The sequence below is a fragment of the Niabella aurantiaca DSM 17617 genome (genome assembly GCF_000374125.1).
In the GTDB taxonomy this organism is placed as follows: domain Bacteria; phylum Bacteroidota; class Bacteroidia; order Chitinophagales; family Chitinophagaceae; genus Niabella; species Niabella aurantiaca.
Genome location: NZ_KB893637.1, coordinates 192,272 through 215,290 on the forward strand (window position 1 = coordinate 192,272; position 23,019 = coordinate 215,290).

At 48.4% G+C, this 23,019-nt stretch carries 22 protein-coding genes; 11 read left to right on the forward strand and 11 right to left on the reverse strand.

Annotated features, from left to right (window positions below):
* Nucleotides 1-17 precede the first annotated feature (17 nt).
* Nucleotides 18-776: a MerR family transcriptional regulator gene (locus B160_RS0114510; RefSeq protein ID WP_018628653.1), complete on the reverse strand. Its 759-nt coding sequence runs from the start codon at nt 774-776 to the stop codon at nt 18-20.
* A gap of 333 nt (nt 777-1,109) precedes the next feature.
* Entirely contained in the window at nt 1,110-2,513 is a 1,404-nt protein-coding gene (gene lpdA, locus B160_RS0114515; protein ID WP_018628654.1) for a dihydrolipoyl dehydrogenase, read from the reverse strand.
* Nucleotides 2,514-3,022: 509 nt separating this feature from the next.
* Between lpdA and rpmB the strand changes: the two genes are divergently transcribed.
* The 4 genes from rpmB to ftsY all read left to right on the forward strand — a co-directional run bounded on the left by rpmB (nt 3,023) and on the right by ftsY (nt 4,852).
* Entirely contained in the window at nt 3,023-3,259 is a 237-nt protein-coding gene (gene rpmB, locus B160_RS0114525; protein WP_026309778.1) for a 50S ribosomal protein L28, read from the forward strand.
* A gap of 25 nt (nt 3,260-3,284) precedes the next feature.
* Nucleotides 3,285-3,473, forward strand: coding sequence for a 50S ribosomal protein L33 (rpmG, locus tag B160_RS0114530; RefSeq protein WP_018628657.1), 189 nt, complete (start codon nt 3,285-3,287; stop codon nt 3,471-3,473).
* Nucleotides 3,474-3,562: 89 nt separating this feature from the next.
* Nucleotides 3,563-3,736, forward strand: a complete 174-nt coding sequence (locus tag B160_RS31155; protein WP_018628658.1) for a DUF4295 domain-containing protein — start codon at nt 3,563-3,565, stop codon at nt 3,734-3,736.
* A 153-nt stretch (nt 3,737-3,889) separates the two neighbouring features.
* On the forward strand, nt 3,890-4,852 hold the full coding sequence (gene ftsY, locus B160_RS0114545) for a signal recognition particle-docking protein FtsY (RefSeq protein WP_018628660.1): 963 nt from the start codon (nt 3,890-3,892) through the stop codon (nt 4,850-4,852).
* Nucleotides 4,853-4,994: 142 nt separating this feature from the next.
* Here ftsY and B160_RS31695 read toward each other — a convergent pair whose 3' ends face one another.
* The gene (locus B160_RS31695) at nt 4,995-5,585 is read right to left on the reverse strand and encodes a hypothetical protein (RefSeq protein ID WP_018628661.1); all 591 of its coding nucleotides are present in this window, start codon (nt 5,583-5,585) and stop codon (nt 4,995-4,997) included.
* Nucleotides 5,572-6,174 carry a hypothetical protein gene (locus tag B160_RS0114555; RefSeq protein WP_018628662.1) on the reverse strand — a complete coding sequence of 201 codons (603 nt, stop codon included), beginning with the start codon at nt 6,172-6,174 and terminating at the stop codon, nt 5,572-5,574. The genes B160_RS31695 and B160_RS0114555 overlap by 14 nt, the downstream gene beginning before the upstream one ends.
* A 275-nt stretch (nt 6,175-6,449) precedes the next feature.
* Here B160_RS0114555 and B160_RS0114560 point away from each other — a divergent pair, with 275 nt between their 5' ends.
* Complete coding sequence (locus B160_RS0114560; RefSeq protein WP_018628663.1) at nt 6,450-6,815, forward strand: hypothetical protein; 366 nt, start codon at nt 6,450-6,452, stop codon at nt 6,813-6,815.
* Nucleotides 6,816-6,959: 144 nt separating this feature from the next.
* On the opposite strand, the gene B160_RS0114565 is transcribed toward B160_RS0114560, so the two are convergent.
* From B160_RS0114565 to B160_RS0114585, 5 genes are all read right to left on the reverse strand, one after another.
* Complete coding sequence (locus tag B160_RS0114565; RefSeq protein WP_018628664.1) at nt 6,960-7,472, reverse strand: outer membrane beta-barrel protein; 513 nt, start codon at nt 7,470-7,472, stop codon at nt 6,960-6,962.
* A 141-nt stretch (nt 7,473-7,613) separates the two neighbouring features.
* On the reverse strand, nt 7,614-7,805 hold the full coding sequence (locus B160_RS30690) for a hypothetical protein (protein WP_018628665.1): 192 nt from the start codon (nt 7,803-7,805) through the stop codon (nt 7,614-7,616).
* Nucleotides 7,806-7,880: 75 nt separating this feature from the next.
* The gene (locus B160_RS29205) at nt 7,881-8,258 is read right to left on the reverse strand and encodes a hypothetical protein (protein ID WP_018628666.1); all 378 of its coding nucleotides are present in this window, start codon (nt 8,256-8,258) and stop codon (nt 7,881-7,883) included.
* 92 nt (nt 8,259-8,350) lie between these two features.
* Nucleotides 8,351-11,668, reverse strand: coding sequence for a valine--tRNA ligase (locus B160_RS30695; RefSeq protein WP_018628667.1), 3,318 nt, complete (start codon nt 11,666-11,668; stop codon nt 8,351-8,353).
* 202 nt (nt 11,669-11,870) lie between these two features.
* Nucleotides 11,871-13,085 carry an iron-containing alcohol dehydrogenase gene (locus tag B160_RS0114585; RefSeq protein WP_018628668.1) on the reverse strand — a complete coding sequence of 405 codons (1,215 nt, stop codon included), beginning with the start codon at nt 13,083-13,085 and terminating at the stop codon, nt 11,871-11,873.
* Nucleotides 13,086-13,315: 230 nt separating this feature from the next.
* Here B160_RS0114585 and B160_RS0114590 point away from each other — a divergent pair, with 230 nt between their 5' ends.
* Nucleotides 13,316-14,695, forward strand: a complete 1,380-nt coding sequence (locus B160_RS0114590; protein ID WP_026309780.1) for a hypothetical protein — start codon at nt 13,316-13,318, stop codon at nt 14,693-14,695.
* Nucleotides 14,696-14,779: 84 nt separating this feature from the next.
* Here the strand turns inward: B160_RS0114590 and B160_RS0114595 are convergent, their stop codons facing one another.
* Both B160_RS0114595 and B160_RS0114605 read right to left on the reverse strand, forming a co-directional pair.
* Nucleotides 14,780-16,792 (reverse strand): phosphodiester glycosidase family protein, encoded by a 2,013-nt coding sequence (locus B160_RS0114595; RefSeq protein ID WP_169540070.1) that lies wholly within the window; start codon nt 16,790-16,792, stop codon nt 14,780-14,782.
* Nucleotides 16,793-17,330: 538 nt separating this feature from the next.
* Complete coding sequence (locus B160_RS0114605; protein WP_040679906.1) at nt 17,331-18,203, reverse strand: AraC family transcriptional regulator; 873 nt, start codon at nt 18,201-18,203, stop codon at nt 17,331-17,333.
* 140 nt (nt 18,204-18,343) lie between these two features.
* Between B160_RS0114605 and B160_RS0114610 the strand changes: the two genes are divergently transcribed.
* The 5 genes from B160_RS0114610 (at nt 18,344) to B160_RS0114630 (ending at nt 22,825) form a co-directional block, all read left to right on the forward strand.
* On the forward strand, nt 18,344-19,048 hold the full coding sequence (locus B160_RS0114610; RefSeq protein WP_018628673.1) for a GDSL-type esterase/lipase family protein: 705 nt from the start codon (nt 18,344-18,346) through the stop codon (nt 19,046-19,048).
* A gap of 25 nt (nt 19,049-19,073) precedes the next feature.
* Nucleotides 19,074-20,093: a hypothetical protein gene (locus tag B160_RS0114615; RefSeq protein ID WP_018628674.1), complete on the forward strand. Its 1,020-nt coding sequence runs from the start codon at nt 19,074-19,076 to the stop codon at nt 20,091-20,093.
* A 205-nt stretch (nt 20,094-20,298) separates the two neighbouring features.
* Complete coding sequence (locus B160_RS0114620) at nt 20,299-21,135, forward strand: class I fructose-bisphosphate aldolase (RefSeq protein ID WP_018628675.1); 837 nt, start codon at nt 20,299-20,301, stop codon at nt 21,133-21,135.
* A gap of 10 nt (nt 21,136-21,145) precedes the next feature.
* A complete protein-coding gene (locus B160_RS0114625) occupies nt 21,146-21,934 on the forward strand; it encodes an SDR family oxidoreductase (RefSeq protein WP_018628676.1) in 789 nt (262 codons plus the stop codon).
* A 3-nt stretch (nt 21,935-21,937) separates the two neighbouring features.
* Nucleotides 21,938-22,825, forward strand: coding sequence for an aldo/keto reductase (locus tag B160_RS0114630; RefSeq protein ID WP_018628677.1), 888 nt, complete (start codon nt 21,938-21,940; stop codon nt 22,823-22,825).
* Nucleotides 22,826-23,019 lie beyond the last annotated feature (194 nt).

A 23,019-nucleotide genomic window follows, 5' to 3' on the forward strand; every position in this document is an offset into this window, starting at 1 on the left:
GATTGCCATTGGCCACATCAGTTTTTTAGCTGCGTATCTGCAAAATGGATCATCGCTGCATTCATAAACGCCGCAAATTCCCGATCGGCAGTACCGTTTACGGTAGTGTACCGGGTATCTGCAACATAGAGATCGCCCAACCCTTTATAGGCTGCTGCGATGTTGTCCGTTTTGCCCCAGAATTTTAAAATGCAGTCGTAGTGCTGCTGCACCTGCGGACTTTGCGGACTTTGCGGATCTTCTTTCTTCAGCGCTGCCAGTTGCTCGTTCACGCTTTTGAAAGTTTGCTGCAAGATATCAAAGCCGGCCCTGCTCATTTTCAGCAGCATTTTTTCGGAATGCTTTACCTGGTCCGGCCATTTTTCAAGCGCCTCCTTGCGCCATTGCTGTGCCTGCTCCCTGGGCAGGCCGGCATATAATTCTTCGTGTGTCATGTTAATTTTACCTTTTAAATTAAGAATGGTTTTGTCAATGGTCTCCATCATTTTTGAAAGTTGCTGCTGCTTTTGCTGCAACGCTTTTTTATGACCGGTCAGCGCTTTAACCAGGTCAAAGTCCGGCGCATCCAGCAATGCAGCAATTTCGGCAAGTGATAATCCCAGCTCTTTGTAAAAGAGGATCTGCTGTAGTCTCAGCAACTCCGCCTTGCCATAATAGCGGTATTTTTTTTCCGTGCGGAGGGCGGGTTTCAGCAGCCCTGTGCGGTCGTATAAATGTAACGTGCGCACCGTTACACCTGCGGCTCTGGCCAGTTCTTTTACCGAAAGCTGTTTCATCCGATTGTTTTTTTTGTCTTAATTGCCTGATGGAATCCCTGTTTCAAATGCAAAGCTATCCTATGACCTAAGGTAAGAGTCAAATTTTTTTCCGACTTTTTTTGAGAAAAGTGGTAAGGGGATAATGGGATGCTTGGTGACCGACACAACCAGGGCTGATTACGGGCACCTGCCAGGTCGCACTGGTCGCCACAGAAAAGCAATCCGGTGTTCGCCGCCGGGCTTGCACTGCAGTACAAGAGTGCGACGCAAGACAGCTGATAGCAGCACTACAGTTTGGTCCATAAAAAAAGTCCCGCCAGCGGGCGGGACCATAAAACCCATCTTTTAATATTATAAATGAATGGCTTCACCATAGGCCACCTCAATAGCGTCTTTTACGCTTTCGCTGATGGTGGGGTGCGGGTGAATGCTGTTCAGTACTTCATGATAAGTCGTTTCCAGCTTGCGGCCCACAACGGTTTCCGCTATGATCTCGGTAACATTATAACCGATCATATGGGTGCCCAGCCATTCGCCGTATTTGGCATCAAAGATCACTTTTACAAAACCTTCGGTATGCCCGGCAGCACTTGCCTTTCCGCTGGCGCTTAAGGGGAACTTGCCCACTTTAACCTCGTAGCCGGCTTCTTTAGCCTGCTTTTCGGTAAAGCCCACGCTGGCTATTTCCGGATAGCAATAGGTGCAGCCCGGTACGTTTCCGTAATCCAGGGCTTCCGGCTGGTGCTTGTATTTCTTTTCACCAAAGGCAATGTTTTCTACGCAGATGATGCCTTCTTTTGAAGCAACGTGCGCCAGCGCCTGTCCGGGAACACAATCCCCGATGGCATACACACCATCTACATTGGTTTTGTAGAATTTGTCTACAACGATCTTTCCTTTATCAGTCTTTACACCAACAGTTTCGAGCCCGATGCCTTCGATGTTGGCAGCCACACCTACAGCGCTCAGCAGTACATCCGCTTCAAGGATGGCTTCGCCGGTAGCGGTTTTCACTTTTGCTTTTACGCCGTTGCCGGACGTATCCACAGAAGTTACCTCGCTGCTGGTCATAACGGTAATGCCCTGTTTTTTGAGGTTCTTTTCCAGTTCTTTTGAAATGTCTTCATCTTCTACCGGTACGACCCGGGGTAAGAATTCAACGATGGTCACTTTTGTGCCCAGGCTGTTGTAGAAATAACCAAATTCCACACCGATGGCGCCGCTGCCTACTACAATAATGCTTTTGGGTTGTTGGGGCAATACCATGGCTTCGCGGTAGCCAATGATCTTTTTACCATCCTGTTTCAGGGCGGGCAATTCGCGGCTCCTGCCACCGGTTGCCAGGATGACGTGCTTGCCTTCCACCAGGGTCGTTTTTCCGTCGGTTCCCTTTACTTCCACCTGGCCCTTGGCTTTTAAGGTGCCAAATCCCATGATCACATCAATTTTATTTTTCTTCATCAGGAACTGCACGCCCTTGCTCATTTTATCGGCCACGCCGCGGCTGCGTTTTACGATGGCTCCAAAATCGGGTGTACCGGAAGCTTCGATCCCGTAGTCCTTTGCATGCTGAATATCATTAAAAACCTGCGCGCTTTTTAATAGGGCTTTGGTGGGGATACATCCCCAGTTCAAACAAATTCCTCCGAGGCTTTCTTTTTCAATAATTGCGGTTTTTAAACCCAGTTGGGAAGCGCGTATAGCGGCTACATATCCGCCCGGGCCACTACCTACAACTATTACGTCGTATGCCATAAAATGTATTATTTAAAAAATTAAAAGATCAGTGAGAGTGCGAATTTAGTTGAATTACCGTAACGGGCAAAATGCCGTTTCAACCAAATACGCAATCGTTTTTGTAAGCCAATTACCAGAAATACAACAATTAAGAAGGGGCTTTGTTGCTGTAGGGGCTGGTGTTTTTTAAACAGAGCCGCTTGCGGAAGACGACAGCCCGGCAGGAGGAACACTGCGGGAACAGCGCTCTGGAAATATAAATGGTCTTTAACCTTTTCACTTTTTATCAGGGCGGAAGAATACTGCAGCAGCGGAATGTTGAGGTTTTTTTTAAATTGTTGATAGCTAATGATATAAAAAGTATATAGCTGCTCTTTTTCCCACTATATATTACTTTTGCGGCAGTGACGGATAGTGAAAGCGGGATAAGAAATCGGGGAATGGAAGTTTTTTAAAAAATAATTGAAGTTTTGTTGCTAAATGCCGTGTTAAATACCTACCTTTGCACTCCTAAATTTTTATTCATTATGGCAAGAGTATGTCAGGTTACAGGTAAAACCCCAATTGGAGGCCACAAGGTTTCTCACTCCAATATTAAGACAAAGCGCCGTTTTTTGCCTAATTTGCAAAAGAAGAAATTTTACCTGGTAGAGGAAGACAAATGGATCACCTTAAAGTTATCTACAGATGCCCTCCGTACCATCAATAAAAATGGTCTGTATGCTGTGGTGAAGGAATTGCGTGCGAGAGGCGAAAAAATCTAACTAAAGCAGTTTAAAGCATTATACAATGGCGAAGAAAGCAAAAGGAAACAGGGTCCAGGTAATTCTGGAATGTACCGAGCATAAGACCAGTGGTCAGCCCGGAACCAGTCGTTACATTACTGTAAAAAACAAGAAGAATAACCCTGAGCGTTTAGAGTTGAAGAAATACAACCCTATACTGAAGAAAGTAACCGTTCACAAAGAAATTAAATAAAATTTGAAAATTTGAAAGTGTACCAATTTGAAAATCAGGTGCATTTATTTTCAAATTTTCAAATTATCACATTTTCAAATTAATATAAGATGGCAAAAGCAGCTTCAAAGAACGCGAAGGTAAAGGATGCTAAAGCAGCAGCAGAGTCTAAAAACTGGACGAAGGTGATCCGTGCGATCCGCAGCCCCAAAACAGGTGCCTATACCTTTAAGGAGCAGATCGTACACAAAGAGAAAGTAAAAGACTTTTTAGCTCAGAAATAAGTTCCTGCTTTCCTTACAATATTAAAAGCTGTTCGTTTTTAAAACGGATGGCTTTTGTTTTTTGTTTGATGTTTGACGTTTTATGTTTGATGTTGCATCTTTGCGGGAGAAATAACTTCAAACGATAAACCTCGAACGATAAACGTTTCAATCATGAGTTTTTTTGGAAAATTATTTGGAAAGAAAGAAAAGGAATCGCTGGATCAGGGGTTACAGAAAACCAAGGAGGGCTTTCTTTCAAAGATCGGTAAGGCTATCGCCGGAAAAAGCACCGTAGATGAAGAGGTGCTGGATAGCCTGGAAGAAGCATTGGTTGGGGCGGACGTAGGCATTGAAACGACTGTACGGATCATTGACCGGGTTGAGCAGCGGGTAGCGAAAGATAAATACATGGGTACCGGTGAGCTGAACCGGATCCTGCAGGAGGAGATCGAGGGGGTGCTGGTGGATGCTCTTTCAGGCGCGCATTATACCTTCGAAAGTGAGCTGCCTGCCAAACCTTATATCATTTTGGTAGTGGGGGTAAATGGCGTGGGGAAAACGACGACCATCGGCAAACTGGCCTATAATTTTAAAAAGGCGGGTAAAAATGTCCTGCTGGGAGCCGCAGATACCTTCCGTGCCGCCGCGGTAGACCAGCTGACCATCTGGAGCGAACGGGTAGGAGTGCCGATCGTAAAGCAGGGAATGGGCAGCGACCCGGCGGCGGTGGCTTTTGATACGGCCCAAAGCGCCGTAAGCAGGGGCAGTGATGTGGTGATCATTGATACTGCCGGCCGGCTGCACAACAAGGCGCATCTGATGGATGAGCTGAACAAGATCAAGCGGGTGATCCAGAAGTTTATACCCTCGGCCCCGCAGGAGGTGTTGCTGGTGCTGGATGGGTCCACCGGGCAGAACGCGCTGGAACAGGCCAAACATTTTACGGCCGCTACCGATGTAACGGCACTGGCCATTACCAAACTGGATGGTACGGCAAAAGGAGGAGTGGTACTGGCGATTGCCGATCAATTTAAAATACCGGTAAAATTCATTGGCGTGGGCGAAAAGATGGAAGACCTGCTTGTATTTGATAGACATGAGTTTGTGGATAGTTTGTTTAGTCTGGATAAATAAGGGCGTAGCGCCACGAAGGCTCAAAGACTCGAAGGCACACAAAGTGATGTAAAAATCTTGGCCGTCTTCAGCGTCAGTGGTTCAGTGGTAAATATAAAATCCTTAGTGTTTCCTGGTGTCTTCGCGCCTATGTGGCGAAAAACTACTTGCTACCGATCTGCTCTTTTACTGCGGCTACCAGCGGTTTGTTTTTCAGTTTTTGAAATTCAGGAACACCGATATGCGTGATCAACAATACGTTCCCGGGAATGGTTGTAAAGTAGCAGGCAATCGGCGCTTCTGTTTTTGCCATTTTCAATACATAGCCCTGCCCGGCTGTATCCATGCGGGTGATCAGTTGCTGCAGTGTTTCCGTGTTCCCTGTTTTAATGAGGTACCAGGTGGTCCTTAAAGAATCGCGGCCGGTACTGTTGCGTATGGCAGTGCCCTGGTAAATGGTGGCTTCCAGCTGTGTGCTCGTATAGGCCGGGTCAATCAATTTGAGCGCATCGGTCATAAAGCTAATGTCCGATCTACAGTTCTGCTCCTTAGTGGCACAATGGGTCAGGGCGTTGTTTTTAAAGCTGACGGCGTTGTACTGCTGCACCTGGCCAATCCGGATCTGTGCGGTATCTTCCTGAATTACCGGGTGAGCGGGGTGCTCTTTGCCTTCAGTCTGACCGGCACAGGCGTATAGCCGGGAAATGGCTGCAAGCAGCAGAACCGTTAATATATAGCTTCTAATATTCGCCATAGAATGCTGATTTAATATCCGGGGGAGCGGCATAGTCTACCTGAATGTATAACTGACCGGCTTTTACAAGGGCTTGTATCGCTTCGTCGGATGTTTTTGAAGAGACCCCAGAAAGGGTCTGTATATCGGATTTGAATTTGTCGAACCCACCAATGATCTCTACGCAGCCGGCTGCGCCCCAGCCATATTCCGAAAGTGAAGCAGGGCCAGCATGCACGAGGAAGGAATCTTCGATCTGGATGGCGCCGTCGTAGGGAGAATAGGTATTGTGTATCTTGTAATTCGGGTTGTAATACGTAACTTTTTTCTTGCTTACCTTATGTTTGCCGGAATTGACCCAGCCTCTGTGGCGGTAGCGCTTGTCCGGCTGTTTGGGATCATTCCAATAGGGCATAAAGCGCAGGGCTTTCCACTTCAGCGTTACTTTTTTATTACAGCTGTCCATTCCTTCAAGATGTACATAATAGACCGGGATCTTATAATACTCCGTTTTCCCATTATTGTCATAGTCGCTGTCGGGGTACGACCTTCCGATATAATGATCGCCGGTAGTGTTGTTGGTAACGATGATGTTAACTGTTCGGGGCATTTTTCAGAAATATAGGATCAAATCTACTGAATTTTTACATTTTTTCATCCGGGTGGCTGGAAAATGCGCTTCCGGATGAAGAAAGGGATATCAATAAAAACATTCGTAAGAAAGGCGCTGATTGCACCAATGGAACACGTTAATTGTATCGCCGGAATTGGCGATGTCTGAAATTTGGAAACCGGTATGTTTACATATTATCTTCATTTTTATATGTTTCGATGCTTTGTGTACCCAAATATTTAATTCGTATTCTTCACTTTAAATCTTCAAAAATGAAAAAAGTAAGCATTCTTTTTGCAGCAGCATTTGCTGTTGTAGGCCTGTTGGCCAGTTGGAAAGCTGCGAACAACAGTGCGGTTGTGATTCAGGATGGAGGCTGTTGGTTTAGTATTAATGGTTATTCGGGCACAACCGATAACGGAAATTTTGTGGCTACAAGTAGTGGCAACGGAATTGTCAGTTGTCAGTTTTCGGGTGTAGAAAACAATACCGGGAAGGCTGTTGTCTTTAATTCTAAAGATTTCCCTGGGGCAACCTGCGGTACCATGGCGGGCCCAACAGATGACTGGCATATTGTTATTTCTCCCAGCGGCCAGGCGAATTTTACCTGCAAATTGAACGGGGCTGCCGGTCATTAAAGAATGTGCAAATGGTAACAGAGGGAAGGTGATGCTTTCTTCTGTGGTTTTTTAAGCCCGGCCGGTATCCCCTGGTCGGGCTTATCAGATATGCGCAGCGAATATGTTCAACACCGGTTTCCTTATGCACTTTACAAGGCAAGTCTAAAAATTCCACCCCGCCTTGAATCCTACAAACCCTTTTGTACCATCTTTCATCCAGGCTTCGTACTTGGCCTGCAGATCAAATCCCAATATGCGCAAGCCTACGCCGGGCGAGAGGATAAAGGCCGAACCATCATAATGGTTGCCGCTGTAATTAGCGCTGCCGGCTTCCAGTTTTACATATAAGAGGGGTATTAAACGGTATTTCAATCCTACGCGGATGGGAACGGCTTTCAGGTCATACACGCGGTATGGGTTTCCTGCATCATCGGTACGGTCTGCTCCCCGGAAATACATATAACCTACAGATCCCGTAAGAGCCAGCTTTTTGATCAGCCGGATATCGGCTGTTCCGCCCACGCCTGCACCCCAGTTAAAATTTTCGCCAAATTCGCCCTGGGGAATGGCATATTCCCCATAAGGACCAAGGCTGAAGCCTTTCCATTGTGCCCCTGCAGACAGGAAAGCCCCTGCAATAAATAGTATAACAAATAAAAAACGGAATGTATTCATGGATAGAGGATTTGTATTACGGAGGTAATCATTATTTCTATCTGCAATTATTATACCCGTATTGGAGCGGTTGATATAAGTTGTTGATTGCGAAGGGAAATTAACCGGTGCTGATTTGTTGCCGCAAGGCGGATGTGTTTTTCAAAACTGGTCTTTAATTCCTCCTCTTTCCCGGGGCAGGTCGTCCGGTGGAAATGATGTTGCATCGCTGTTGCTTACGTGGATCAGCCGGTTGTTCTTAAGATAGCAGCGAACATGTGTTATTTTAGATTTTTTAATATCAAAGGCCACCATATCCTCATTTTCTTTCATGGCTGTTGAATCGTAGTACATTGGCCTGTTATAGTGATAAGTACGCTCCAGCACGAACGAGGGTTGTGCATTTAGCAGATAGTATTGCGTTAGCTGCTAATACATTTCTCGAAACCGGCGGACAATGATCTTTTCCAGCTGCCCGTTCAAATTGTAAAATGTAGCTGCACCGTCTTCAGTGCTTTCCCAAAGATCTTTTTTTACAACAGCAGTCCAGGTGGTGATGGCATTGATCCTGCGGAAATTTTCCCGTATGGGTTTCAATTGCTCCTGCCGGTTAGCCGGGATGGTGTCTGTGAATACGGTTTTGCTGCTGATCGTATCGGGAATTAATGATGGTGTCTGAACCGTGGTGCTATCGGCATGCACGCTGGTGATACCTGCACGCTTTTCCTTTGCAGGGGCAGCGCTGCAGCCGTTCAGCGCGGCACCGATCAGCAGCAGCAGCAGGCCATATGCCGGTTTGTTTTTCATCTTTCTTCTGTTATAAAGTTAGGGAATACCGGTTGTATTGCTAAAAAAGCACCGGCCAGTGACCGATGCTTTTTTATAAAAGGAATAACTGATTACAGCTGTGCCAGGCTTTCCTGCAGGGATTTTATCTTTTCCTCCGCGTCTGCTTTTTTACGGCGTTCTATATCCACCACTTCCGGTTTTGCATTTTGTACAAAACGCTCATTGCTGAGCTTCTTTTCTACCGATGCCAGGAAGCCCTTCAGGTATACGAGGTCTTTTTCCAGTTGCTCTTTTTGGATGCTGGTATCCAGTTCTGTGGACGGCAGGATGAACAGCTTGTCCTTACCTACCAATACGTTGATGCATTTGTCAACGGTTTCGGTGGTAATAGCAAGGGCTTCTACATTGGCCTGGCGTTCCAGGATTGATGCCAGACTGGTATAGCTGTCCTGTTGCGCAGTCTGCACAAACAGTTTTACAGGCTCCTTACTTTTAATATTGTTCTTCACACGCGCATCGCGGATGGCTGTGATGGTCTGCTTCAGCAGCTCGCCCTGTGCCAGTATATTGTTGTCTGTTGCCTGAGTGGGGGCATACTGTTTTACGGAAAGATCATCACTTTGCTCGCGCAGCAGGTGATAGATCTCTTCTGTGATAAATGGCATATAAGGGTGCAACAATTGCAATAGTTCTTCAAAGCACTGAATGGTGACCTGCAGCTTTGTGCTGCTGGTAGGTTCGCCCTGTGCGGGCTTCTGCCATTCCAGGTACCAGGAACAGAAGTCGTCCCAAATAAGGGAATACAATGTTTTCAATCCTTCGCTGAGGCGGAACTCGCTGAAAAGATTTTCCATTTCCGCTTTGGCCTGCTCAATACGATTGTGTATCCAGGCAGCCGCAAAATCTGGTCCGTCCCTGTCATCTAAAACAACGCCGTTGGGGTTGCTTTCCCACATGCGCACCAACTTCAGCGCGTTCCAGATCTTATTATTGAAGTTACGTCCCTGTTCCAGTGAACTTTCATCAAACAACAGGTCGTTACCCGCCGGCGCGGAGATCATGATGCCAAAACGCACGGCATCGGCACCGTAGGTGTCAATCAGCTTCAGCAGGTCTGGCGAATTGCCCAGTTGCTTGCTCATTTTGCGCCCCAGTTTGTCGCGCACCATACCGGTAAAATAGACGTCTTTAAACGGTATCTGCTTTTCATACTCCAGTCCGGCCATTACCATACGTGCCACCCAAAAGAAGATGATATCCTGTCCGGTTACGAGCACTGAAGTAGGATAGTAATACCTGATATCGGCGTTGCCGGGATGGGTAATGCCATGAAATACTTCACTGGGCCAGAGCCAGGAAGAGAACCAGGTGTCCAGAACGTCGCTGTCCTGTTTAAGATCGTCAATGGTGAATGGTGAATGGTCAATGCCATTCGCGGATTCACGATTCACTTTTGCCCATTGACTAAATGCCGCTTCTTTGCTCTCTGCTACCACGAAGGTTCCATCGGGCGCATACCAGGCCGGTATCTGCTGGCCCCACCACAGCTGGCGGCTGATGCACCAGTCCTTCACATTCTCAAGCCAGTATTTGTAGGTGGCCAGGAAGCGGTCGCCGGGATGTATTTTTATGTCTCCATCCAGCACTGCTTTTAATGCCGGCTCTGCCAGCTCTTTCATTTTTACAAACCACTGGGTGGAGATCCGGGGCTCTACCACTGCATTGCTGCGCTGGGAAAACCCGTTCTTGTTTATAATATCTTCTGTTTTTACAAGGTTACCTGCTTTTTCCAGTTCTACTACGATCTTTTTCCGCACGTCAAAGCGATCTTCGCCCACGTATAGTTGTGCGGCTTCACTCAGGGTGCCGTCTTCATTTAGGGTATCAATGACTTCCAGATTATGCTTCAGTCCCAGGTTATAATCGTTGATATCATGCGCCGGGGTGATCTTTAAGGCGCCGGTACCAAATTCCATATCCACGTATTCATCAAAAATAATGGGGATGCGGCGATTGATCAGCGGCACAAAAGCATAGGCGCCTTTCAGGTGCTGGTAGCGCCCGTCGTTGGGATTTACGCAAATGGCAGTGTCGCCCAGGATCGTTTCCGGACGAGTGGTGGCGATAGTAATAAATTGATTATCAGCGCTGGAATCGGCGGGTGTGCTCAAAATGCCAAAATCGATAATTTTTGGTATCTTTGTATCAGCGGGAGTCGTTTCGGACGTGTGAGAGAAGGATTCCATCCCGGTAGTTTCCGGGGCAATGGAAGGCACAACTCGCCCGCTTGTGAGGGAAGATTCTAAACCAGTCTTCCCTTTCATTTTGCGCATGGTTTGCAGCATCAGTTCCTTCCTGCCGGTTCTTATTTCCTCTAAATAAATAATGGTACCGTCCTCAAATGTTTTGCAATATGTGATCGTTTCTTTTTGTTGTTTGTTAGGACCTGATGCTATGATCTCGTCCGGCTGATTGAGAATGTCAACGATCAGTTCAAAGTCCTGCTCTGTAAGAGCAATCTGTCCCCGTTTTTCTTCTATTGCAATGTTGCCATGATTATTCAGTATATGGTTAAAACTGCTTCTGTCTACAGCGTGCACATAGTTTTCGGTAATATCGATACCGGTCAGTTCCGACAGAAAAGCAGCTCCTTCCGGTGTTACGCTGCCAATAACCGTTTTGTCGGCCGCGGTATCTACAGGTGTAGTATTTATTTTCTTTATTAAACCGCGAATGACCGTCTTTGCTTTGGCCAGTAATTCTTTCGCCGTCCAGATCTTCAGGAATGGCTCCTGAAGCATATTGCCTCCCTCCAATTGGTATTGTACATAGTATAGTTTGCTTTGTACCTCGCGGTATTCCACTTCCTCGTCGCTGAGGGCAGTTTTTGCGGCCGGATCCCAGTTGATCATACGGGCCCCGCGGTAGATCAGTCCTTTCTGATACAGATCTGCAAATACCTTTATGACGGCCTTGTAGTAATGGGCATCCATAGTAAAGTTCACCCGGTTCCAGTCAACGCTGCAGCCCAGGCGCTCGATCTGGTTGTAGATGATGCCGCCATATTTTTCTTTCCATTCAAAGGCATATTTCAGGAATTCTTCGCGGCTAAGGCTGTTTTTATCAATGCCTTTTTCCTCTTTCAGCATCTGCACTACTTTGGCCTCCGTGGCAATGGACGCGTGGTCGCTGCCGGGTACCCAACAGGCGTTATAGCCGCTCATACGGGCGCGGCGCACCAGGATGTCCTGCACGGTTTCATTGAGGGTGTGTCCCATATGCAATACACCGGTAACATTGGGAGGGGGAATGACCACGGTATAGGCCGGGCGTTCATCCGGAGTGCTGTTAAAATACCCTTTTTCCTTCCAATGCCCGGTCCACCGGGCCTCAATTGCTGCTGGCTCAAAATTCTTTGTTAATTCCATAAGGCGGCAAATTTACTGCATTTTGTTCATAGGGAATCAATGTTCGGCGGGGAAAGAATGAGAGCCGGGGCAGGCAGATGGGGCCGGCACCCGGAGCGGAGATCCGATTCAAAACAGAAGGGTATGAGGGGCCGGCACAGTCAGGAGGTCTGTGCTGGATGGCTGCCGGAATGCCGGTTATACCCTCCGGAGCTTCGGACGATCAGGGAAGGTAAATGCCGGTAAATGCCCGGGTATAGATCTCATGGATCTGTTGTTCAGAGAGCTCCATCGGGCACCGGGCCAGCAGGCGCTTTTGAAGAATACCGTCTGCCGCAAGCGCTGCCGCAGCAGATTCTGGAAGCTGATAGCCTCCCAGGGTTTCGGGGATCCCAATATCTTTTGTCAAACCGGCCAGTACATCAATACATTTTCGGGCAGCTTCCTGCGTGTCCATACCTTCTGCCGGGAATCCCAGCGCCTGGTAAATTACAGAAAGCCGCTCTGTGCAGGTGGGTAAAATATATCCCAGCACATAGGGGATCAATACGGCATTGGACTCGCCGTGGGCCAGGTGAAATTGTCCGCCAAGCGGATAAGCCAGGGCATGGATGGCTCCAACGCCGGCGTTAAAAAATGCCATACCGGCAAGGTAACTGCCGTACGTCATCGCCGCACGCGCGTCCCGGTCATTGCCGTCTGTTACTGCCTGGTGCAGCGAACTGCCGATCAGACGGATCGCGTGCAGCGCCAACCCGTCTGAATAGTAGGTGGCATTTACAGAAAGGAAGGCTTCTATGGCGTGGGTTAATGCATCGGCACCGGTCGCTGCTGTAACCCTGGGTGGAACCGACAGGGTAAAGACCGGATCTACGATCGCTGCTTCTGCGAGCAGGTAATCGTGTACCACCACATCTTTTGTACGCTCCAGCGCCAGCACGGAGATATTGGTTACTTCCGTGCCTGTGCCGGATGTGGTAGGGATCAAGATTTTGGGGATTCCTCTTTGCTCAATTTTTTTTGTACCGGTCAGGTTGAGGTAGGCGTTTACCGGCCCGGGATTATGAACGAAGACCGCTACCAGCTTGGCCATGTCCAGGGCACTGCCGCCGCCAAATCCGATCACCAGGTCAAAGTTGCCGCTTCTGCCAAAGTCGATCGCGTTTTGCCCCGTCTCCACGGTGGGCTCGGGAATGAGATCGCTGTAAATGCTATAGGCCACCTGCTGTTGGTCCAGGATGTCCAGTACGGGCTGAATGATGTTGAGAGAAACCAGTACCGGATCAGCAATGATCAGGACCGTATTGCCTCCTAATTGTTCTAAAAAAGCGGGTAGCTGCCGGATGGCCCCCCATCCAATGGCGGTATGCGGGACCGGTTTTATTGCGGTAGCCTCCAAAGGGGATTTCAGGATTGTTTTATTAAAAGATGCTGCCATAAAAAGGTGTAATAATTTTTTTGAATCGCCACTTAAATTCGATTATCTTAGTCGCTATTGAATAGGCAAGACAGTGCCTGCTGTAAAATTATAAAAAGTGGTCTGTGTGCAACTGTTGCTGTAATATTGTATTATGATTGCGTAGAAAAATAGTACCTGTAATAAAACGTTTTTCAGGAGCATCGTGAAAGCTTCACTAATTGGTTTTATAAACTAGGTGTTTAAATTAAATGATGAACGAAAAGATGCTATCGGCTGGTACTGCAATAACGGAGATCACTCCGCCGGTTGGCTCCATAATTAACGGAGACTTTTTCCCGCACCATGCGCAGGCGGTTAAGGATCCTCTTTATGCCAAGGCAATGGTATTGCAGTCCGGTGATACGCGCTTTGCATTGGTCATGGTGGACACCTGTTCGCTTACCTATGAATTCCTGCATCCCGTAAAGCAAAAAATTGAAACGGCAACCGGCGTACCCGCGCAGCATCAGTTGATTGCCGCAACGCATATTCATTCCGGCGGATCTGTTACGGGTATTTTTTTATCGGAGGTAGATACCGCTTATAGCAATTTCCTGGCCGATGCACTCGTAAATGTAGTGATCGCAGCCTGTGAGCGAATGACTTTCTGTGAAGTGGCCTATGGATCGGCAGTAGTTCCCGAGCACGTGGTTTGCAGGCGTTATCAAATGAAAAAAGGCTTCCAGTTCCCTGATCCCCTGGGAGAAGGTATCGATGCCGTAGTAACGAATCCTTTCGGACGCGAAGAGCAGATCATGAAGCGCACGGGTAGAACCGATCCGGAGCTGGCTTTTATGGCGCTTCGTTCCCTGGAGGGAACATGGCTGGCAGTGCTGGCGAACTATTCACTGCATTATGTAGGTGATTTTCCAAGAACGGTGATCTCTGCCGATTATTTCGGATATTTTGCCCGGTCGCTGAAAGAAATGCTGGGCGCAGATCCGGGCTTTGTCGCACTTATGTCGAACGGTACCAGCGGCAATGTGAATATCTGGGATTTTTTGAACCCGGGCCGTTATCCCGAAGGGGCATTTGAAAAGAGTAAACTGATCGGAAGCTCGCTGGCGGCGCGCATTATTGAGTGTTTGCCGCAACTGCAATGGGATGCGACAGCAACCCTTTCCGTAAAGACGGCGTTGCTTGAATTGCCGGTGCGTAAGCCAACAGATGCTGCACTTGCCACTGCGCAAGACCGGCTAAAGGACCGCGAGCCTGCAATGAGCACCGATTCCGGCCCGGAAACCGTAGCGCTGATCTATGCACGGGAGCAACTCCTATTGGCGGAAGAGCCGGACCATTGCCCCGTTTATATCCAGGGGGTTCGCATCGGTACAGGACTGATCGGTGCCTTGCCGGGGGAATTTTTTGCAGAGACCGGTTTATGGCTGAAAGAACGGTTGCATGGAACGCCTTATTTTACCATCTCCCTGGCAAACGGTAATATTGGCTATGTGCCGCCCCCGCATGAAATGGCGGCAGGAGGCTACGAAACCTGGCGTTGCCGTGCCAGCAAACTGGAGGCGGGTGCTGAACCGGTCATTAAAGCCGGATTGGAACAACTGCTCCGCAGCCTACAGCAACCCGGTTAAAAAACAGCATATTTCTTTTGGCCCGATCCGAAAATATCCCCGGCCCTTTCGCGTGCTGCAGCATAATCCTTTGTCGGCAGATCTCTACTGGATCAGCACTCTGATCTTCAGCTTTATCCCCTGGTAAACGGCAATGATATATCCGGAAGCCGGCGTTTGTCCGGCAGTGAAGGCAGCACCGGAAACGGTTCCCAGTCCATTGCTGATGATCGAAACGTTTGAAGGATTTTTAGTCACGATCTGCCCATATTTATTAAGCCCGTAAAAGACAAAGTTGTGAGTTGCTCCTTTTGCAAGCCGGAGCAGGTACTCTTTACTTGCCAGCTCTGTGATCTGATTATCGTCCGGGGCGTTGGATACGGCAAATACACCGGCAACTACGCTTCTTTCGGTGCCATCGCTTGGGTTATTTACGGTGCCTATTTTATCCAGGTACATGGTTGACGAGCCGCCTCCGTCCAGGTTGAGGGCATCGGTAGCACCATAGTGCTGCATGATCTGGGCCATTTCGGAGGTTTTGACATCTGCAGCAATCGTCGATCGTCCGTCAATTACGCACAGGTAAATTCTGCTGCCATTGTGCGAAAATCCGATCCCCGTCCTGGGGTGTTTGTCGGTGCCATTCCAGAAATCGGCGGCTACCGTATTGTTGCGCATAATGATCTGCCGGCCTCCGACGAGATTGTATGGGTTGATACTTTTTCCGCTGCGGGCGGTCAGACTGAATTTTAATTTGATCACGTCATCTTGTTTCAGCTGGTTAAGAAAATCTGCTGCTGCCCCGGATGCGCCCGCCAGTATGGAAATGGAAGAAGAAACGGCATTGTCCCTGCTGTTCGGGTGCACAGCAACCACCCGCATATCGGTTTCGCCTGTGTAATGAATGCTCCCATTTACCGGGGTGATCGCCACTTCCGTCCGTAAAGGGGCCGTAGGATTGCTGGTTGTTTTGCCGGTGTAGCTATTGTAAAAAGCGAGATGGTCGGCGTTTTCGTGGTTGTAGTAGTTGAGGGTATCTATAGACATCGTTTTGTTTCCGAAAGTTACCGAACCGCTGTAAGTCAGGTTATCGATCTGTAGCTGGTTTTGGGCATCAAAAATAGCCACACCTGCATAGTTGCCGCCGCTGATTGCTTTGTTGTCGGCAACAGAAGCCAATACTCCGTCAACCATATTTGCGTTCCTGGGGTATCCGGTAGTGGTATTGAAAAAATCGGAGTTGGTGCCGGCGATATACCGGTTGCCGGGAGAAGATTTCCGGACAGCCATTGCTGATGGCCTTTCGTTGTTGGATACAGAATCCCGGCCAACAGCAGACCTGATACTGATAAATGGGTTGGTTACATCAACCATGGTTAGAAAGGCCCTGATAGGCTTCGTACCTGCCGCTCCCTGGAATTTTAAAGCGAGGTAGTGGGTACCGGGACCTATTTTGATATAAGACAGCGTATCTGCATTGTAGGATAAACCGCCGATGGTCAGCAACCTGTAGTTATCATTGACCGGTCTTTTATAAGAAAATCCCACTTCATTGGAGAAGACAGGGGGAGCGGGTGCCGTAAACTTGTTCTTTACTTTTATTTTGACATTGCCGTTGCCAACCGGTACAATAACAATGATACGGGTACTACTCCGGGTCACAACGGTTGCTTCTGCGGTGCCAAACAGTACCGAAAGGTCCGTATGGAAACCCTGCCCGGCTATTGTAAGGGTATCGCCTACTTCTGCAGATTGTAGATTTGAATAAATGATCTCGGGTGTTAAAGCAGGATCTGTGGTATAGGTGAAACGAAGGGTATTCGAGCGGGAAGCGTTGCCGTTTTGCGCGCTTACGTTTACCGTGCCGCTCCCCTGTGGAACGATCACCCGGGCTTGCGTGGCATTCTTTGATACAATGGTAGCCTGGGTATTATCGAAGTACACCGTCAGGTCTCCGTTGAAATTTTTTCCGCTGATATTCACGGCATCGCCCACAGCTGCCGATGTTTTGTCCATGGCGTTCAGTTCAGGCGCCGGAACTACAGGATCGTCTTTGGCGTTTTTTTTACACGAAATTAATACGGCCCCAAAGGCCAGTACAGCAATAAAAGTTTTCATGCGCAATTCGTTATTGTGTTTTACAGAAGATATTGTTTCGATGTTCATGCGATAGTTCTGATCAATGTACCTTCCTGCCTTCTTCAGGGGCGGCCCTGGCATTGTTTTCATCAATGGATGAAGAAGGCCGGGCTGGAATGAGGAAGATAGTTCCTTTTACTCAGATCTCTTTTTTTTGTGATATAAAAGTATAACGATAAGAAATGATTGTATCATCATCCGGTGCCGGACAAGGGAGGCTGCAGATGTGTTAGTTTTTGATTTCAGTAAAACCATATAGTGTGCCTGTTTGTAGTGGGCGGATCCGAATCATATGTTAACAGCCGTGTTGTTAAATGAAGCTGTTGAAGTTGGGCGCCTTGCCCGTTTGATTTGCGGTACAGGGAGCCGCAGGCGCGCAGATTTTCTGGAAAAAGAATGAGATTGTATCAAAAGCCTGCATCGTCTTACTGTCCCGAAATTTGGGGATGGTTTCAGCATCGGAAGATATTGTTAGCGCTTTTTATACAACCTTATATCCTGGCGGCCATGCGGATGCCTATGCCGTGGCATCTACGGTTCTCCGGTAATCGGTAGGCGTCATCTTTTTGATCTTTTTGAACTGCCGGTTAAAGTTGGCGAGGTTTTTAAATCCGCATTCATAAGCGATTTCGACAACGTTTTTATTTTTCTCGGCAATCAGTTTGCAGGCGTATCCCACTCTTACTGTATTCAGGTATTCCACAAATGTGGTCCGGTAGTTCTCTTTAAAAAAATTGCAGAAGGTCGTGATCGCCATGTTGGACCGGGCGGCAATTTCGGGGAGGGAGATATCGCTGTCGAAATTGCGCATGATGTATTCTGTTATTTTAGCGGAGCGGTCACATCCATGCCAGGACCCCTTTTGGACATAGCCCGGGCTGGCCAGCAATTCATATTCCCTGGTATTGGCCATCAGATGAAAAATATTGAAAAGCGCCGACAGCCGCTCCAACCCGGTCATTTCGGGCATGTTTTTCATGATCGCATTGATCCGTTCCCTCGTTCTTCCCAGGATGACCATTCCGTGGACCGATAGCTGGAACATCTTTTTTAACTGATCCATCTCGGGTATGTTCAGGAACTTTTCCCCGAGGAATTTTTCAACGAACTGGATCACGATTCCATCCGCCTGCTCCCGGGCCTCACCTTTAACGAAGGTTTCATCATTCAGCCAAACATGCTGCAATCCGGGCCCCATAAAAACAAGGTCCTCTTTATCAAAATACCCGATGTGATCGCCTACCATGCGACGCCCGGTACTGCTGGTGATCAGTACCAGCTCATATTCAGGGTGATAGTGCCAGGGGCAGGGGAAAAACTGGCCGCTTTCGCGGAAGACAATAAATGATTTGTCGTAGTCTTGTGGCAAACGTTGTTCAATCGCTTTCATATCTGAAGAATTATGGCTGATATTATTCTATCGTAAATTTAAGTAAAATAGTACCAGTTTCGTTTCTCCGGTGAAAAAAAGTATCGGTAGTCGATCAGATAATACTATGTAATCCCTCAAGGGTCTGCTACTTTTGACATATGCCATCCATACGGAAGTATTTAAAAACCGGACTCGTCCTATGCCTGCTTTTCCTGAGATATCATGCTCATAGCCAGGGGCAAAGCTGGGATACAACCTATCGTCCTGAAATATATCCGCTGTTAAATGATCTGTACAGTTCCGAAAAGACGGATCCGGCGGATATTGTGTTCCTGGGAAATAGTATCACTTTCTGGGGACTGTTTAACCAAACCCTGGGAGAACCCCGGATCAAAAACAGGGGGATCCCGGGCGACATCACCAATGGGGTGCTGGAGCGGCTGGATGCCGTACTGAAAGGACATCCCGCAAAGATCTTTATACTGATCGGCATTAATGACATTGCCCGTGGTATTCCGGACAGTATTGTAGTTGGCAACCAGCGGCGGATCGTGGCGCGCATCCGGGAAGGATCTCCGCGGACAAAAATTTTTCTGCAAACCGTATTGCCTACCAACCGTTCTTTTAAAAAATTGTCTGCTCATTACAATAAAGAGGCGCATATCCGGTTTGTGAATGAAGGGCTCCGGCGGATAGCGGCAGAATCGGGTGCAACACTGATCGACCTGCACGCCCTCTTTGATGACGGTACCGGCCAGCTGATAAAAGAACTGAGCTTTGACGGCGTGCACCTTACCAAGAAAGGATATGACCGCTGGGTCCGGTTGTTAAGAGCGCACCATTATTTAGACGATCAAAAATGATTTATCAGATCTTAAAACAAATACAATGAAAAAATTGCTTGCAGTTGTCCTGTTTTTATTTTTGGCCCGGTTTTGTCCGGCCCAGTTTCCGGCTGCTGTGCCATCCGCTGCATTACCAGGTACAGAGATCTGGGACGGGGCGCAACATAACGCTTTTACAGACCTGCTGGAATATAAAGGATATGTGTATTGCAGTTTCCGGGAGGGATCCGGGCATGTACCGGGCTCAAACGGGGTGGGCCGGATCATCCGTACCAGGGACGGCAATACCTGGGAATCTTTTGCCCTGATTCAGAAAGAGGGCATCGACCTCAGGGATCAGAAGATATCGGTAATGCCCGACGGGCGGGTGCTTTGTCTTATGGGTGGTTCCGTGTACGACGTCACAAAGAAGCCCTCCCGCCTGATGGCGATGTACCCGCATGTGGCCTTTATGGGAAAGGATATGAAATTTACTACACCCGAAAAGGCTGTGCTCGAAAACAGCGGCCACAACTGGATCTGGCGGCTTACCTGGTACAAAGGCGCCGGCTATGGGATCGACTACGGAAGCGGTCGCCCAGCGGCACTGGTAAAAACAACCGATGGTAAAACGTTTACCCGGGTAACAGACCTTGAAGTGGATGGGGCTCCCAATGAGTCTACCATCCGGTTTGATAAAAAAGGGAAAATGTATATCCTGATCCGGAGGGAGACCGGTGACAAGCTGGGGGTACTGGCTACGGGGAAAGCGCCTTTTACTTCCTTCAGCTATCACAAGCTGGATTACCGTTTGGGCGGGCCTGATTTTATGTTTGCTCCCGGCCGGAAAAAACTGATTGTAGGAACCCGGCTGTATCTGCCCGGGGGAGCAAAGACCGGAATTCTTGTTACCGATCTCAAGGGTAATATACTGAAAACACTGTTGCTGGAAAGCGGCGGGGATTGCAGTTATCCTGGTATGCTCATTAAGAATAAAGAATTGTGGGTTAGTTATTATTCTTCGCATACCGGCAAAACAAAGATCTATTTTACCCGAATTCCAATGAAGGATCTTTTGAATTGAGTGGTTCTGCACCTGTCAGAAATACCGGGTAAACCATTAAGGAGTTAGGAGCGGTTTGTGTAGGGTTGTTCTTCATGCTCTTTAAATACTCAGTGGTTTTATAATTACTGCGGCGAGGTGGATCATTAAGAAATTGGGCGGGTAAAGTTGTTCCCTCAATGTCCCCCCGTTCAGATTATTTGTGTGGATTAAAATTTTAAAATAAATGAAACAATATCGCTTAAACCGCCTGATGAATCCTGCATCAGGAAAATGTTTTGATGTGGCCATTGACCATGGTTTTTTTAATGAACCGGGTTTTTTGAAGGGCATCGAGCAGATGCAGCAGGCGGTTACCACCGTAGTACAGGCGGCACCGGATGCTGTACAGCTTACCGCAGGACAACTGCATTACCTGCAACGGATTCCCGGAAAGAATAAGCCGGCCCTTGTGTTGCGAACAGATGTGGCCAATGTATATGGTAAAGAATTGCCGGCTACGGCATTCAGTAAAGTGATCGAGGAGCCGGTGTTGCAGGCGGTACGGGCCGATGCTGCCTGTATGTGCGTGAATTTGTTCAGCATACCCGGCGCGCCGGAAGTAACAGCGCAGTGTATTGATAATATCCTGAAGCTAAAAGTGGCTGCGGATCATTACGCCATGCCCATGATGGTGGAGCCCCTGGTGTTCCGGCCCAACAGCGAGGCCGGAGGTTATATGGTAGACGGGGATCTGAACAAGATCATACCGCTGGTACGCCAGGCAGTGGAGCTGGGTGCTGATATCATCAAGGCGGATCCCTGCGATGAGCTGGAGGAATATCATAAAGTGATCGAGATCGCAGGTGAAGTGCCGGTACTGGTACGTGGCGGAGGTAAGGCCAGTGATGAGGAGATCCTGCAGCGTACAAAAGTATTGCTGGGGCAGGGAATTGCTGGTATCGTATATGGCCGCAACATCATTCAGCATGCTTTCCCCGACCGTATTACCAAAGCGCTGATGGGTATGGTGCATGCAGACAGTTCCGTTGAAGAATGCCTGACTCTTTTAAAAAAAGCATAAATCGGAAAAAATGGAAGTACTGGAAAATATACTAAGCCTGAAAGGAAAAGATGTATGGGTAATTGGTGGTGCCGGTTACCTGGGACAGCCAACAGTAGCCTTATTGAGCAAAGCAGGTGCCACGGTGCTTTGTTGTGACCTGAATGGCCGTGCTGCGCAGTTTGTAACCGGAAGCGGGCTGGAGACAAGCGTTACCCCGGCGGATATCAATACGGGTGATGAAGCAGCGATTAAGGATTTTGTAGAAAAGCGGGTAGCTGAGCGGGGGATACCGCATGGTCTGGTGGACCTTTCTTTTGCTTCCACGGCTAAAGCAATGGAAGCGCTTACCGCTGCAGAGTTCAATAAGGTGAACACAGCGATTACCAACACCTTTCTTTTGGCGCGGGAAGTAGGTACTCATATGGCAGCGCAGGCAGCCGGAAGCATTGTGCTCTTCTCGAGCATGTACGGAAATGTAGCGCCTTACCCGGCCGTGTATGAAGGATTGGGGATGAATAAAAATCCTGTAGAGTACGGGGCCGGAAAAGGGGCCATTATCCAGATGACCCGTTACCTGGCTGTACATTGGGGCCGGCAGAATGTGCGTTGCAATTGTATTTCACCCGGTCCGTTCCCCAATCCGGGCGTACAGGAAAAGAACCCGGAATTTATAAAACGGCTGTCGGAAAAATCGCCCATGGGCCGTGTGGGAAAAGGACATGAGATCGCAGGAGCGGTAGCGTTCCTGGTTTCAGAAGCATCTTCTTATGTTACCGGGCAAAACATCCTGGTAGATGGCGGATGGACCGCCTGGTAATCAATGGACCCGCTCCGGCAAATACAAAAGATCGGTTTGGGAACGGTTACCTTTGGAAGGGAGATCGACCAGATGGAGTCGTTCCGCATCATGAATGAAGCGGCGGCGCAGGGGATCCTGTTTTTTGATACAGCTGCCGCCTACGGGCAGGGGGCATCAGAAACCATTATCGGTAACTGGATGCAGGCATATCCGGTAATGGCACAGGGGGTTACCATCGCCAGTAAGTTGCTGCCGCCTTATGAGTCTTCCGCGCTCAAACAACGTATTGACGAGAGCCTGCGGCGCCTGCGCCGGGAGTCTATTGACCTGCTTTTTTTTCACAACTGGCACCCTTCCGTATTGAACGTGGATGTTTTAACGACGCTGGCCGGGGAGATGCAGCAGGGAACGGTTAAGGCGATCGGCGCCAGCAATTTTAATGCAGCACAACTGTCTCAATTGCTGGAAGTGCAGGAACGGTATCAACTACCGGGGATCACTGCGGTACAGAATAACCACAACCTGGCAGTTTCCGATCTGGACGCGCCGCTACGTTCCGTATGCCGGAAGTATGACCTGGAGATCATTACCTATAGTCCGCTGGGTGCCGGTTTTCTTACGGGAAAACATACAGGTGCTGTTGAAGAAGGATCAAGGTTTGAGCGGATGCCTGCACATCAGGATATCTATTTTACCGGTGAGTGTTGGGAGCGTCTGAAAAAATTAAGAGCGGCAGCAGCAGGGCAAAAAGACCTGCAGGTGCAATGGGCGCTGGCCTGGGCATTGCACCATCCTGATGTAAACCGTGTGCTGATCGGAGCCCGGTCCGTAGCGCATCTGAAGCAGGCACAACAGGCAGCATCGTTCAATGACCTGGCCTTCCTGCAACAGCTGGGGCCATTTGATTAACAAAGGCATCACTGCCTTTTCTCTTTTGTTCCGGCACGGTGCTTTGCCGGTGACACCCGCGTGTTCATGATGCAGTACCCTTTCTGCTCATTATATATATACAAAAAACAAAAAATAAAAATTAGTATCATGATTCGGTAGAACCTGTGGCATCAAACCGGATTTTATAGATCAAATTTGAAACCGGAAATATC